The 14,241-nt window shown below is 48.2% G+C and carries 11 protein-coding genes; 2 read left to right on the top strand and 9 right to left on the bottom strand.

All coding sequences use genetic code 11. The features are described 5' to 3' along the window. Window positions 1-48: 48 nt before the first annotated feature. The 7 genes from AC1XUF_RS05960 to AC1XUF_RS05990 form a co-directional block, all read right to left on the bottom strand. A complete protein-coding gene (locus AC1XUF_RS05960; protein WP_483340753.1) occupies window positions 49-1,032 on the bottom strand; it encodes an AAA family ATPase in 984 nt (327 codons plus the stop codon). 195 nt (window positions 1,033-1,227) lie between these two features. Continuing rightward, a complete protein-coding gene (locus AC1XUF_RS05965) occupies window positions 1,228-1,845 on the bottom strand; it encodes a DUF4159 domain-containing protein (protein ID WP_483340754.1) in 618 nt (205 codons plus the stop codon). A gap of 22 nt (window positions 1,846-1,867) precedes the next feature. Beyond that, window positions 1,868-3,205, bottom strand: a complete 1,338-nt coding sequence (locus AC1XUF_RS05970) for a TldD/PmbA family protein (RefSeq protein WP_483340755.1) — start codon at window positions 3,203-3,205, stop codon at window positions 1,868-1,870. Window positions 3,206-3,216: 11 nt separating this feature from the next. Next, on the bottom strand, window positions 3,217-4,854 hold the full coding sequence (locus AC1XUF_RS05975; RefSeq protein ID WP_483340756.1) for a TldD/PmbA family protein: 1,638 nt from the start codon (window positions 4,852-4,854) through the stop codon (window positions 3,217-3,219). 220 nt (window positions 4,855-5,074) lie between these two features. Continuing rightward, entirely contained in the window at window positions 5,075-6,391 is a 1,317-nt protein-coding gene (locus AC1XUF_RS05980) for a TldD/PmbA family protein (protein ID WP_483340757.1), read from the bottom strand. Between the two features lie 171 nt (window positions 6,392-6,562). After that, window positions 6,563-8,206 (bottom strand): TldD/PmbA family protein, encoded by a 1,644-nt coding sequence (locus tag AC1XUF_RS05985; protein ID WP_483340758.1) that lies wholly within the window; start codon window positions 8,204-8,206, stop codon window positions 6,563-6,565. A 252-nt stretch (window positions 8,207-8,458) separates the two neighbouring features. Further along, on the bottom strand, window positions 8,459-8,812 hold the full coding sequence (locus AC1XUF_RS05990; protein WP_483340759.1) for a response regulator: 354 nt from the start codon (window positions 8,810-8,812) through the stop codon (window positions 8,459-8,461). Between the two features lie 522 nt (window positions 8,813-9,334). On the opposite strand from AC1XUF_RS05990, the gene AC1XUF_RS05995 reads away from it, so the two are divergent. Continuing rightward, window positions 9,335-10,705, top strand: coding sequence for a thioredoxin domain-containing protein (locus AC1XUF_RS05995; protein ID WP_483340760.1), 1,371 nt, complete (start codon window positions 9,335-9,337; stop codon window positions 10,703-10,705). Window positions 10,706-10,707: 2 nt separating this feature from the next. On the opposite strand, the gene AC1XUF_RS06000 is transcribed toward AC1XUF_RS05995, so the two are convergent. Continuing rightward, the gene (locus AC1XUF_RS06000) at window positions 10,708-12,066 is read right to left on the bottom strand and encodes an acyl-CoA dehydrogenase family protein (RefSeq protein WP_483340761.1); all 1,359 of its coding nucleotides are present in this window, start codon (window positions 12,064-12,066) and stop codon (window positions 10,708-10,710) included. 163 nt (window positions 12,067-12,229) lie between these two features. On the opposite strand from AC1XUF_RS06000, the gene AC1XUF_RS06005 reads away from it, so the two are divergent. After that, window positions 12,230-12,448 carry a hypothetical protein gene (locus AC1XUF_RS06005; RefSeq protein ID WP_483340762.1) on the top strand — a complete coding sequence of 73 codons (219 nt, stop codon included), beginning with the start codon at window positions 12,230-12,232 and terminating at the stop codon, window positions 12,446-12,448. Here AC1XUF_RS06005 and AC1XUF_RS06010 read toward each other — a convergent pair whose 3' ends face one another. After that, on the bottom strand, window positions 12,449-14,206 hold the full coding sequence (locus AC1XUF_RS06010) for a glycoside hydrolase family 9 protein (RefSeq protein WP_483340763.1): 1,758 nt from the start codon (window positions 14,204-14,206) through the stop codon (window positions 12,449-12,451). It lies immediately after the preceding gene. Between the last annotated feature and the right edge of the window lie 35 nt (window positions 14,207-14,241).

Consider the following 14,241-nt stretch of genomic DNA (forward strand, 5'->3'; position numbering starts at 1 on the left):
GTGGCATTCTGCTAATCATCGCTTTAGAGGCAGGGGGCATGGCCCAGACTACGGTTTTACTATTTTCAATAACTCCCCGATTACCTGATCCGTGGTGATATTTTCCGCTTCGGCCCTGAAATTCATGGCGATGCGATGTCTTAACACGGGATAAGCCAGTGTTTGAATGTCCTCCGGAACAACCGCAAACCGTTCATTCATGACCGCTCTGGCCTTTGCACATAGCACCAATGCCTGTCCCGCTCGTGGCCCGGCGCCCCAGTCACACCACTCTTTTACAAAATCCGAGGGGCTCCCCTCCGGCCGTGAGGCACGCACCAGTTTGTTGATCCACACGATCAGTTCATCACTGATATGTACCTGCCTGGTCAGTTTTTGGAGCTCGCCGATTTCTACATCGTTCAGTATCCGCCCGATCTGTACACGGGCCGAACCGGTAGTGCCTTTCAAAACATTGAGTTCCTCGTGCTCACTGGGATAGCTCAGCTTGATGTACAGCAAAAACCGGTCGAGCTGGGCTTCCGGCAAAGGATAAGTACCGGCCTGTTCGATGGGATTCTGGGTTGCGATGATCAGGAACGGCCCCGGCAGTTCGTAGTTTGTTCCTCCGTAAGTCACACTTTTTTCCTGCATGGCTTCCAGCAATGCGGCCTGTGTTTTGGGAGGGGTACGGTTAATTTCGTCGGCCAATACAACATTGGCAAACAGCGGCCCTTTGTTGAATTTGAAAAACTTCTTTCCGGTTTCGTGGTCCTCTTCCAGTATTTCCGTTCCTACAATGTCCCCCGGCATCAGATCAGGCGTAAACTGAATACGCTTGAAACTCATATGCAATGCCTCAGACATGGTTTTCACCATCAATGTTTTGGCCAGTCCCGGCACCCCCTCCAGAAGGCAATGCCCCGACGCCAGCAAAGAAATCAGTATCTCATCGATCGCTTCCTGCTGGCCAACGATGACTTTGGCGATTTCTCTTTTCAGCAAAGGTAGCTTGGCTACGAGCGTTTTATAATGTTCTAATGTTCTATCCAATTTTGAGTGATCTTTTTATTGTCACCCTGAGCGGATCCGAAGGTCGTTACTGGCTAGGAAGAGCGCCCAACGGCGTAGTGCCCAGCCAGAAACGTGCTTCGACCGCCCGGCGGCCCGGTCCGCTCAGGGTGACAACTTTAATGAGCTAACACTGAAACAATAAATGACAACACCTGACAATCCCTGACATTCCCTTTACGCCGTCAGCGCATACATCACGATATTCACACCAAACCGCGTATTATCCACTGCTAAAAACCTTTTGTTCCTGAAATCGTAGTCCCACTCGCAGCCGTAGTCTTTATTGCTATACAGAACCCCGATACGGCCGTTGATGGTGATCGCTTTCAGATAATCGTGCACGAGGTCGTCGCCCCAGCCGTTCAGTTCAAACGAAGTAGTTGGGGGGCCGTCTTCGAATTTGAAAAAACAATTGTAAATCGGGTGATTGTTCGGGATCTTCTGCAAGGCCTTGGGTCCGAATGTCCGTTCCATTTCCTGCTCAAACGATTTTGCAAAAAGTCCGTCGATATCATGATTGCAATCATCGACGAAAACGAAGCCGCCATTCCGGACATATCGTTTGAAATGGTCGCGCTCCTGGGATGAAAATTCGACCAGTTTATGGCCGCTGAGGTAACAGAACGGGCTTTTAAAAATCTCGTTACTATTGAGCTGTACCACTTTTTCTTTTTCATCGATGGGAACTGTAGTATACTCAACCAGCGAATGCAGCAGATTGGACGGCATCCGCTGGTCTGTATCCCAATTTCCAGAAGTATACTGAAGTCTTGTAAAGAAAAAAGGTTTCATGCCTCCGTATCAACCCATCAAACTAAACCGCGTCGGAAAGTGATGAAAATGTGAATTCCCTGATTTTCATTGGCGGGACCAAGTAATTCCGGTCCGATTCTGTACTTACTACCCTTTCAGGCTTGCCCAATGTCTCGAGATTATTGAGCATAATCACAGGGCTTTCGTTAAAACGGAAGTTTTTGATCGGATGTTTGATCACGCCGTTTTCGATATAAAATGTGCCGTCGCGGGTAAGGCCAGTGAGCAGCAATGTCTGTGGGTCCACTTCGCGGATGTACCAGAGCTTGGTTACCAGTATTCCCTGCTTGGTCGATTTGATCATTTCTTCCATTGTTGCGGTGCCCCCTTCCATGATCACATTACTTGGAAAAGGAACGGGTTTCACATTGTTCTTTTGCGCCCAGTACCTGGAATAGACCAGGTTTTTAACGACCCCTTTCTCAATCCAGTTGATCCGTTTGACGGGCTGCCCGTCGCCCGAATAAGGGGACCCTGGCAGGTCGGGATTTAAGGGATCGGAGTAAATATTGACGCGTTCGTCGACAATCTTTTCATTGAGCTTGGTTTTGCCTCCCGGCTTGCTCAGGAATGACCGGCCTTCATCCGCGCTCCTCGCGTCAAAATTGAAATAGATATTTTCAAGCAGGACAATCGCAGCCGTCGGCTCCAGAATCACGGTATATTTGCCCGGTTCCAAAGCCTTCGCCTCAACCGAACCCAATGATTTCTGAATGGCAATCCTGGTCGCAGCGGCCGTATCCAGTTTTTTCACATCACTGTATCCCCTCGCTACATATCCCGATCCCTTTCCGTCGGGGGTTCTCACAGTCAGCGTAAAATTGACGCTCGTACTCGGATAGTAAGCGAACAATCCTTTGGAATTCATCATGGCGGTGTAGCCTTTCTGATTTTCCAGAAAGCCGGCCGCGGTCAGGTTCTGGGCTCTCGACAATTCGAGGCTTTTCATGACCGCCTCCGCGCGGAAATCAGGATTGACTGCCGCTGTCGATTCAAAAAAACCGCTTGATTTGAGATAAGTCTGGGGATCGAGTACACTCACGTATTCGGGGTTCTCCGGGGCCAGTTGCGCCAGTTCTTCCGATCTTCGCACACATCGCTCAATGGATTCGTCACTGAATTCATCTACAGTGGCAACACCCACTTTCTTACCGTAGGCGGATTGGACCTGCAAATTTTGGTTGATCAGGGATCCGCTGGTTGATACTTCGTTTCTTGCGTAACGAAGGTTACCCCTTTCCTCGCCCAGAATGTTTGCCTCACACTCATCGGCTTTGGAATATTTGAGCACCTTTTGCAATAGTGCTTTTGCTTCTGCTTCAGTTAATATGATTGACATGGCTGTTCTGGTTAAATTTTTCTTGCAGTATTGATCACATTCACTCCGTTGAAACGGGCCGTTGCGCTTCCGTGCGAAACAGCGCTGGACTGGGACGGCTGACCTTTTCCATCAAAGAAAGAACCACCCAAGCGATAGTCTTTTTCATCACAAACCTGCACGCATGAATTCCAGAACTCCTGGGTATTGGACTGATAAGCCACGTCTTTCAGCATACCCACAATTTTTCCATCCTTAATTTCATAGAACAACTGGCCCCCAAACTGGAAGTTGTAGCGCTGCTGGTCGATTGAGAACGAGCCGTCACCAATGATGTAAATACCCTTTTTGACGTCCTTGATCATGTCATCGACGGACAAAGGCGTTTTGCCTGCCTCCAAAGAAACATTCGGCATTCTCTGGAATTGAACAGAGCTCCAGCTATCGGCATAGCAGCATCCCTGGGATTCTTTTCCTCCGATAATATGCACCTGGTCGCGGATCGCCTGGTAATTCACCAGCACACCGTCCCTGACGAGGTCCCATTTTTTGGTATTCACACCTTCGTCATCCCAGCCAACCGCTCCCAGCGAGCCCACCTGCAGCTTGTCGGCGACAAGGTTTACCTGCTTGCTGCCGTATTGGAAATTTTTGGATTGCCATTTGTCCAGTGTGGCAAAGGAAGTCCCCGCGAAATTCGCTTCATATCCGAGTACACGGTCAAGTTCCAGCGGGTGACCTACCGACTCATGGATCGTGAGCCACAAATGGGAAGGGTCGAGGATGAGGTCGTATTTACCAGCTTCCACAGACTTGGCAGTCAATTTTTCCTTAGCTTGTTTGGCGCCTGCCGTGGCGTCTTCAAGCATATCGTAGCCCATCTTATAACGGGTTGTCACGCCGGCAACCTTGTCTGCCGGGTTGCTTTGAAGATAGTCGTAGCCCATTCCCATGGGCGCACTCAGCGCGTTCCGCGTCTCAAACTTTCCGGTTTTGGGGTCAATGGCCGTGATGTTAAAAATGGGCCATATCCGGTGAATGTCCTGATCGATATAGGAACCGTCTGTCGAGGCGAAATATTTCTGTTCATTGACCAGAAAAAGAATGGAATTCACATAGTTGGCGCCGTTTGACATTGCCGCCGCATTCACAGAAAGCAACAGGTCAGCTTTTTCTTTTACCGGCACCTCAAATGCATTCTTTTTGATCGGCGCCTTCCAGCTTACTTCGCCAAAACCTTTTTGAGGGGCAAGCTGTACCGGTTCCTTCATGAGTTTGGCATTGGCTTTTGCGATCGCCACGGCATCTTCGGCAGCTTTCGCCATTTGGGCCTCGCTTTTTACATCTACCACGGCCGCAAAACCCCAGCATCCGTTGGCGATAACCCTTACACCTACCCCATAGGATTCGGTATTGACGATGTTCTGTACTTTGTCCTCACGGGTAATTACAAATTGATTAAGATAACGCCCGATCCTGACATCAGCATAAGAAGCGCCTTTGGATTTGGCTGCATTGAGGGCTGCATCGGCCAGCTTTTTCTTGACGGCAACGTCATCTCCCGGATTGAGAAATGCCTCCGGAGAAACAATCTTCCCCATTGCAAGGCCAGGTAGCAGGAACGCTCCGGTTCCTAATCCAGCCAATTGTACAAAGTCTCTTCTTTTCAAGGTGTAAATGTTTGCTATAAGTGATGATATAAGTTTGGGATTGGAAAACGCGCAATTCATAAGGTAATGAAAAGGGGCGCCCCGGTCAATCCACTTTGTATGTAAGGCCGGATATTAGTTTAAATGGCTTTGTCTTTCGAGAAGTAGCTTTTAGCCCGACATAGGGTAATTCCCTCATTTACACTGCGTCAGTTACACTGCGTCAGTTACACTGCGTCAGTTACACTGCGTCGGACAAGCTGGTGAATGTGAAGTCGCGGATCTTTAACGGCGGAATGAGGTTGCCGCTGGCACGTACCGGCTTGCCTATAGCTTCCAGGTTGTTCAGCATGATGACCGGGCTTTCGTTGAACCGGAAGTTTTTCACCGGATATTTGATCTGTCCGTTTTCAATGTAAAATGTACCGTCGCGGGTTAGGCCGGTGTACAGTAAAGTCTGAGGGTCCACCGCACGGATATACCAGAAACGGGTTACCAAAATCCCTTTTTCAGTTCCTTTGATCAGGTCGGCCAATGACTCGGTACCGCCCGCAAAAATAAAGCCCGACGGCGGCGGAATCGCCTTCAAACCTTGTTTTTGAGCCCAATATCGCGAGTAATACATGTTTTTAACCACTCCGTTCTCTATCCAGGATACCTTTTCCTGCGGCCTGCCGTCTCCACTGAACGGTGCATCCGGAATTTCAAGGTTCATCGGGTCCGAATAAATATTGACCCGCTCGTCGAATAGCTTTTCGCCAAGTCTGGTTCCGCCACCTTTTTTTCCTAAAAAGCTGCGCCCTTCGTCTGCGTTCCGGGCGTCCATACTCCGCATCATATTTTGAAGCAAATCTACGCCTGCCGTGGGTTCCAGGATCACGGTGTATTTGCCGGGCTCCAATGCCTTAGTATTCACAGAAGCCATTGCTTTTTGCATGGCAATCTCCGTGGCCGATTTGGTGTCGAGCTTAGAAGCATCATTGTAATCGCGGGCAACATAACCCGAACCCTTTCCATCGGCCGTCCTGACTGTGATCGAAAAATCGATCGAGGTAGCTTTGCTGTAACCAAACAGCCCTTTGCTGTTGCCAATGGCCGTAAAGCCGGCGCTATCCTGTAAAAAACCTGCTGCCGTCAGGTCCTTTTTGACGCAAGGGTCAATACTATTGAATGCGGCCTGCGCGCGATAATCCGGATTGATTGCCGCCGTCGCTTCCGAAAAAGGGTTGGTATCCAGATATTGCTGAGGCCCCAGCACTGGCATATACTCAGGGTTATCCGGTGCCAGTTTGGCGATTTCCTCAGCGCGCCTCACCGTTTTTTCCAGCGAGGCATCATCAAATTCATTAATTGTCGCCGTTCCCGATTTTTTGCCGAAAACGGAGGTTACGGAAAGTGAAAGGTCGTATGTCTCTCCGCTGGTTGAGACGGAGTTTCTGGCGTAGCGTATGTTCCCGCTCTTATCGCCTGCAAGACTGACACTCATCTCGTCGGCCTTCGAAAATGCCAGTACTTTATCGATTATTTTCTTTGCTTCTTCTTTGGATAAAATAGCCATTGGTTATCAGCTTTTATAGGAGCTTGTGAGTATGTTGTGTCTTTGGGTCAGGAATGATTTCTACGTCCTCCCTGGGGAGCCGGGCGGTCTGCCAAGGTCCAAGGGCGCATGCACGATGCAAAAAAGGCTTTGTGCGACTCCATGGCGTCATCGGACTCCGTGTAATGAGGTTCAAATTTTCCTCCCCGTATTAATCACATTTACACCGTCGAAACGGGTGGTCGAACTTCCGTGAGAGACAGCGCTTACCTGGCCTGGCTGGCCCTTTCCGTCAAAAAACGAACCGAATGTGCGGTAGTCGTCCTTGTCACATAACTGCGAGCACGAGTTCCAGAATTCCTGGGTATTGGATTGATAAGCTACATCGTCGAGCATCCCGGTGATCTCCCCATTCTTGATTTCGTAAAAGACCTGTCCGCCAAACTGGAAGTTATAGCGTTGCTGATCAATCGAATAAGAACCCCTGCCAATAATATAAATACCTTTCTCAACACCTTTGATCATATCCATCACACTCCGCTTCTCGGTACCAGGTTTCAGGGAGATGTTCGGCATGCGCTGAAACTGCACCGAATTCCAGTTATCGGCATAGCAGCAGCCATGCGATTCTTTTTCACCAATGATCTTGACCTGATCGCGGATCGCCTGGTAATTGACCAGGATACCCTCCTTGATAATGTCCCATTCCTTGCAAGGCACACCTTCGTCGTCATAGCCCACGGCGCCCAAGGTATGCGGCTGTGTTTTATCGGCAATGATATTGACATGCTTGCTGCCGTAAGCGAAACTTTTGGATTGCCATTTGTCCAATGTCGCGAAACTGGTACCCGCGTAATTGGCTTCATAGCCCAATACCCGGTCCAGCTCGGTCGGGTGACCCACTGACTCATGTATGGTCAATCCCAGATGGTTGGGGTCTAAAACCAGGTCATACTTGCCCGCCTGGACAGATTTTGCTGTAATTTTCTCCTTCGCCTGTTTTGCAGCAGTTACTGCGTCTTCCACCATATCATAAGAGTCCCGGTAACCGACAAGCCCATTGGGGCCTGCAATTTTTTCGGAAGCAAGTCCGTCCAGATATTCATATCCCATGCCCATTGGTGAGCTGATGGCGTCGCGCGTCTTGAATTTACCGGCTGCTTTATCTGTGACCGTTACCGTAAAAGTGGGCCAGATCCTGTGAATGTCCTGGTCAATGAACGACCCGTCGGAAGAAGCGAAGTACTTTTGTTCGTTTACAAAAAAGAGATTTGATGTAACAAAGCTGGCGCCGCCATCCACAGCTTTGCCATTCACATTCATCAATAAATCAATTTTTTCACGGATCGGGATTTCAAAGGCATTTTTTTTGATTGGTGTTTTCCAGGTTTTGTCCCCTACCCCTTTCTGTTCCGCAAGTACGACTGGCTCTTTCTGGAATTTTGAGTTGGCTTTTGCAATTTCTACCGCGGTTGCAGCGCACTTCGCAATACCATCGGGTGTCACATCGCTTGTCGCCGAAAACCCCCAGGTCCCATTGGTGATAACCCTGATCCCTATCCCATAGGACTCCGCATTGACAATGTTCTGGACCTGTTTTTCGCGTGTAAAAAGAAATTGCTGAAGATACCTGCCGATCCGTACATCCGTGTAGGTAGCACCCTTGCTTCTGGCCGCGTTCAAGGCAATTTCGGTCAGCCGTTTTTTTTCTGCCGCGTCCAGCCACGATTCCAGCAGGTATTCGGCAGCAACAGGATGGCCAATGACGGGAACGGAGGGCAACATCAAAGCGCCGATTCCCATACCAGACATTTGCATGAAATCTCTCCTTTTCATTATATAACGTTTGGCCTTTCGGTTGGAATGAAGAATGAAATCTATGAAATTGATCTCACAATGTAATCAATATATTTTCAACAAATATTCGTAAGGCAATTTTTTTGTACCTCTGTATGCCAGTGAAGTGCGCATTACCACTGCTTTTTTTCACAACAAAGCCACCATTGATCCTCGCCCTACAACCGGCAAAGACAATCGTGGCCTAAGTGGGTGCGGACAACCACACTTACTTTGATGTGAGTACAATACCTAGAGCATGTGAGAGATCATGAGGCGCCTCAGCTGCTGCTCGTCCCATGGCTTGTTAACATAATTATGAAAGTACCCTTTTTGCGCAGCCAGCTTAAATTCGTCGGTGTAGGCATTGCCGGTAAGTACAACCCGCACTGCCATCGGATATTGGCTGGATGCCATCTTCAGGAATTCCAGTCCTGTCATACCGGGCATTTGATGGTCGGCGAAAATTACGTCGATCTTCTTTTCGCTTAAAATCTTTAAGCCTTCGGCTGTTGAGCTGGCAACATATACTTCGGCATCCCTGCGGAAAGTCGCCTTGAAGGAATTGAGGTTATTAATTTCATGGTCAACGTAGAGTATGGACATTTTTTGGGTAGGGTTTACAGAGGTCAAAAATGCAAAGGAACTATGCTTCCAAAAACAATTCTCTCACTACACATAATCAATTTTATTCAATTGTTTAAATCAAATGTTCCTTTGATCATTTTCCGAAACATATTTCGCTTATAATCAATTACATTATGTTGAGATATACTTATTTAACGGTCATTTTCGGAAATCAAATTTCTATCTTTTTCCGCATTTTTGCCGCCCGGAAGGCCTTAATTTTTTTGTGCGCCTGACAATCAATAGTTTGCGCGGCATCCCGTGTCCGCTATTTTTCACGTTTCGACTGTCCTCCAACTTACTTCGTAGCTGTGTGCTTTTCTTCTGCTAGAGTAACTTCACATGAACACGTTGCAGCTCATGGGCGCCCAATCTGAGGGCTACGTCCGACACTCCGAAAGCGATCTGGCAGGGCAAACTGATGACAGAATTTAACAAAAACACAACAGGCGGTTACATAAAAAAATTTACATTTGAATGTCTCACCAAAAGCAGGTATTCATGAAATTCACTCTAAGCTTCGTTTTGGCGCTCCTATCCCTTTCAGTTTCAGCCCAGATTACATTCGTTGATCCGAACACTACCTGGGAACAATTATCAAAAAAAGCACGAAAGGAAAAGAAACTGATTTTCATCCATTTGGAAAACAGCCAGTGTGAGCAATGTAATGAGGTAGCTTCACAGGGTTTTGCGAGCTCTCTCTTAAAAGAAAAATTCGAACAGAATTTCGTGGCGATCCGCAGCAACGTGGAAACTGAGAACGGGAAAAAACTTGCAGAAAAATTACAGATCAAAGGGTCCTTGCTTTCACTGTTCGTGGACACGGAGGGGAACATATTACACCGTTACAATGGCTCGACCAATGCGGCGATGGTTTATGCGGAGCAGGCGGACATTGCATTGGGCAGAAAAGGAAGCAAACAATTAAACGATTATGAAAAGGATTACAAATCGGGTGAACGCAGCCCCCAATTGCTGAAGGAATATATTGTAAAGCGTCGTGCGGCACGGCTACCCGCAGATGACCTGCTGGACGAATACGTCAGGGGCCTACCGGCCGATTCCATGAACAATTTCAATACCCTCAAATTTATCTATCAGCAAGGCCCTGCCCTGGACAGCGAAACGTACCAAAAAATACAAAGCGCCACGAAGCCCTCGCTGATTGACAGTTTGTACAGATCCGTTCCTGTTAGTCAGGCCATTGCTTTCAACAACGGCATTATTGGCAGTTCGTTCAGGAATGCTGTCGCAAAAAAGGACGCCGCCCTGGCTACCAGAGTAGCGTATTTTGCCAATAATACATACACAAACCAACCCGAAAGAGGGCGAATGGCCTACTACGGAACTTTGCTGAACTATTACCACGCTGTGAAAGACACATCCATCTATCTCGCCGCAGCAGCTATTTTTATAGAAAGATACTACCTTCCGGTAACCCTGGATTCATTAAAAAGGATGGACCAAAAAGCCCTCGACCAGATGAAGGCAAGCAAGCCGGTCATCAAACAAGGCAGCAGTACGCAGACTTTCAAGACTTCCATGCCCTCTCAATTCTACCACATTGAGCTGAACAACAGGGCCTGGCACTTCTGGGAATGGGCCACAACGAAACAGGATCTTGAAAAAGCGCTGGGTTGGTCCCAAAGGTCTATTGAATGGTCTGACGAATTAATGGCACTCAGGACAAACAGCAAGCCAACCGGAAACCCCGGTTACCTCGATACTTATGCTCATTTGCTCTATAAACTGGATCGCAGGATCGAAGCCGTGGAATGGCAGACCAAAGCAATAGAAGCGCAAAAAGCCACCGGAATGACTTCTACTTCATTCGAAAATACGCTTAACCGGATGAAATCAGGGACTTTGTAGCCTTACACGAAAGCGCTTTCCCCGGTAATAGCCCTTCCGACGATCAGAGAATTGATCTCTTTGGTGCCTTCGTAAGAATAAATGGCCTCCGCGTCTGCCACAAAACGGGCAATGTCGTATTCCAGCAAAATACCGTTACCACCGAAGAGTTCCCTTGCGTGATCGACGATGGAGCGCATTCGTAATGTGCAAAATACCTTTGCAAGGGATGCATGCTCGTCGGTCAGCACACCGCCATCCTGCAATTGCGAAAGGCGAAAAACCATTGTTTGCATGGCGGTCAGATCACCGAGCATAGTAACCAGCAGATCTTGCACCAGTTGGAACCCGGCGATCGGGCGGCCAAATTGTTTTCTTTCCAGGGTATATTTTAACGCAAGCTCGTAAGCGCCCCTGCCACAGCCCACCGCCTGCCAGGCGACGCCAGCCCTGGTCATGCGCAGGATGTTCGCCGTGTCCTTAAAAGAATTGGCATTCTGAAGACGGTCTGAGTCCGGTACCCGGCAGTCCGTTAGTGTGATCAAAGCATTCTGTACCGTTCGGAGTGCCATTTTATCTTCCATTTTTTCGGGCTTGAAACCGGGATTCTCTTTTTTTACAATAAATCCTTTTACCTGATTGTCATCCAGATCTCTCGCCCAAATGATGGTAATATCAGAAAACGTAGCATTGCCGATCCACTTCTTCTGGCCGTTGATCACCCACTCGTCACCGATACGTTTGCAGGTAGTAGTTAACCCGCCGGCGGCTCCCGAACCCACTTCCGGCTCCGTAAGCCCAAATGCGCCAATGATTTCCATTTTTTGCATGATCGGAAGCCAGTACTGTTTCTGTTCTTCGGAACCACATAAGTAAATAGACCCCATCGCCAGACCGCTGTGCACCCCGAAAAAAGTGGAAATAGACGAATCCACTCTGGCCATTTCCATCGCAATAAAACCTTCCAACAGCGCCGACCGCCCTGCGCATCCGTATCCTTTATAAGTCAACCCGCAAATATCCAGCTTAGCCATTAATGGGATCATGTGCATCGGGAAATGCGCCTTGTTCCAGTAATGATTGGCGATGGGGCGGATCTCCGTTTCCATAAAGTCCCTTACTTTCTGCTGGGTTTCACGCTCTTCGGGCAAAAGTGTTCCCGCCAGTTCATAAAAATCACCATTTATAACCGGAGCCGCTTTTTTCTTTCCGGAGCCGCTTTGCATCAATTTTATCATTTTGCTCAGGTCCTCCTCACTCATTTTGGAAACGATGCCCATCAGTTGGTTGAGATCCACTTTTTTGGAAAGCTTGCTCACCGCACGGATATCAATGGTTTTTAGCAGCGTACTCAATTGGGAAAATGATTCGAAAATGCTCATGGCGGCAGATTTTTAGTTAGAAATGATGGTTTGATCAAAATAAAAGACTTCAGACCTTAAAATCTATTCCGATCGGATCCCTTTAAAGGGAGCGGGTGGGGAATTATAGGTACATGATACGGCAGGAATAAAAATTGACGGTGTATTGAAAAACACAATTACCATGAGCCAGCAACAAACCAACGAAGAAGAGGAAATCGAGGGAAGCACACCTTCTCCCTCTGGTCCGCATGATCAAACAAGGCAGGAAGATGACAGCGAGAAACCGTCAAAAGTTCTCAAAAAAGAGGCCATTGACGAATCCGAGTCTGAGAACATGAATGGAAAAAAGGGCTATAACGAAACCCCACCGACAGTGCCAGTAAAATCTGTTAAGCAATAATCATTTTGCTTCCATCAGCGCTTCCATCGCCGCCGCGAGATAGACCATTGGTGCGTTCCAGTTGATAGCTATCTCATTAGAAGCGTAGGAACAGTCGTTATCGGTAAAGGATTCGTCCGCGAACTTGCTGGGGTAGGTCGTACATTTGTCTTGCTGTCCCGGATTAGGTCCTCCAGAAAGCAAACCTGGAACGGGATCCGCAATGCCGTCTGCTATGGACGGCCTGTGGTGTGGATGCATCACTCTTTTGGAACCGAAGCCGGTCAGAAAGCAATAGCCGGTAGCGTTGCGGCCCAACAGATAATCCAGATTCCCTAATGCTGCCTGCGCATACGTTGGATTCTTCGTCAGACGATACGCATAGAGGAGCGCAATTCCCTGGTTTGCCGCTACCGAGCTGCTGCCCCACGCGTAGTCATTGGCGGTTTTACCCATAGCCGTGTGATAGGGTTGTTTTTCAAGATCGGTCAGTAACAGATCAGAAAATCGGATGATATGGCCCTTCAACGCCTCAGCCAGCTGTTTTTCCAGTTTGATATCATCTGCCAAACGCAGCAGCGTGTAATAACCAAGTGCTTGTACCTGGCTCCATGTGGGAAGCGGCATTGGTTTGCCAGTTTCCAAGTTCATGCCCTTGATATAATCTTCTTTTTGGGTCAATGCATACATTTCTGAGGCGGCCCATATCCATTCGTCACTTGCATTTCGGTCCCCATAAGCACCGGTTACAATGTCCGGGTCAAATGTTTTGTTCAGTTCATCCTGATTGTAAAAAATACCCGGGTTCTTTTTCGCCCACTCCCAGCCCTTCACCGCGGCAGTGATGCAAGAGTCGGATAATCCGGGAAATTTGTCTTCAAAGTTTTTAAGTATGCGCCCTGCCTGGGCGGTTACCGCGACTAAGTCCAGCGTGGCGATGGTATTTTTCTGAACCACATATCTTGGATTTTTTGCAGCATCCGGCATTACCATTCCATCAAAACGCGGATTGGTCAGTTTATGGTAAACGCCCCCATCGCCCGGGTCCTGCATGGTGAGCATCCAGCGAAGATTCCAGATTACTTCATCGAGCAGGTCGGGAACACCATTATTGCTTTCCGGGATGTTTACATTGAAATGCTCGAAATACGAAGGATAATCTTCGTAAAGTGAGAGAAGTGTACCCATGGTAATGCCCGAATTCACTACGTACTTATTGTAATCGCCTGCATCATACCAGCCCCTTGGCGAGCTGATGACCGCATTTTCAGGTCTTCCTTCCGAAGCAGCCGACGCGTGGACCAGTATTTTATCGTCTGGGTGCCCGGCTGGCCTGGCCCACTTTCCGGCGAATTTCTCAGGGAGTTCCAGGGAAGCACGCTGATAGTAAAAACCTTTCAATGCTGCTTCCGCTACTTCGCGATGGATATGTTCCTTAATTTCGAATGGCGCAGATTTACCGAGGGCGGGCACCGCCATCACATACTTACCTGCCTTTTGCAATTTTGTAAAGTCGGCCACCCGGCTGATTTTGCCCGAATGCTGGCTGGTGCGCGGCATGCCAAGTTTTCCCTTGAATACAATTTTGCCGGAGACAATGTCCTTTACTTCAAACTCTTCATTTTTTTCACCAATTACCACCGCGATCTTTTCTGCCTTGGGGTAAAACCCGATCTGGTTCATCCGGATATCTGATGAAAAGTCCTGTGCAAAAAGAGAGGACGGGACGAAAAACGAGGTCAGGGAAAGAGCAAGTATGATTTTGAAAAGAGGTCTCATATTTTAAGTTGGTCAATGACAGATAAAAACAAAAG

The organism is Dyadobacter sp. HNCC25DJ185, from assembly GCF_056895195.1.

What these genes read in the sequence shown, in the direction of transcription:
- AC1XUF_RS05965 (WP_483340754.1), bottom strand. Translation starts at nt 1,845, where the DNA reads ATGAAACCTTTTTTCTTTACAAGACTTCAGTATACTTCTGGAAATTGG.
- AC1XUF_RS05970 (WP_483340755.1), bottom strand. Translation starts at nt 3,205, where the DNA reads ATGTCAATCATATTAACTGAAGCAGAAGCAAAAGCACTATTGCAAAAG.
- AC1XUF_RS05980 (WP_483340757.1), bottom strand. Translation starts at nt 6,391, where the DNA reads ATGGCTATTTTATCCAAAGAAGAAGCAAAGAAAATAATCGATAAAGTA.
- AC1XUF_RS05985 (WP_483340758.1), bottom strand. Translation starts at nt 8,206, where the DNA reads ATGAAAAGGAGAGATTTCATGCAAATGTCTGGTATGGGAATCGGCGCT.
- AC1XUF_RS05990 (WP_483340759.1), bottom strand. Translation starts at nt 8,812, where the DNA reads ATGTCCATACTCTACGTTGACCATGAAATTAATAACCTCAATTCCTTC.
- AC1XUF_RS05995 (WP_483340760.1), top strand. Translation starts at nt 9,335, where the DNA reads ATGAAATTCACTCTAAGCTTCGTTTTGGCGCTCCTATCCCTTTCAGTT.
- AC1XUF_RS06000 (WP_483340761.1), bottom strand. Translation starts at nt 12,066, where the DNA reads ATGAGCATTTTCGAATCATTTTCCCAATTGAGTACGCTGCTAAAAACC.
- AC1XUF_RS06005 (WP_483340762.1), top strand. Translation starts at nt 12,230, where the DNA reads ATGAGCCAGCAACAAACCAACGAAGAAGAGGAAATCGAGGGAAGCACA.
- AC1XUF_RS06010 (WP_483340763.1), bottom strand. Translation starts at nt 14,206, where the DNA reads ATGAGACCTCTTTTCAAAATCATACTTGCTCTTTCCCTGACCTCGTTT.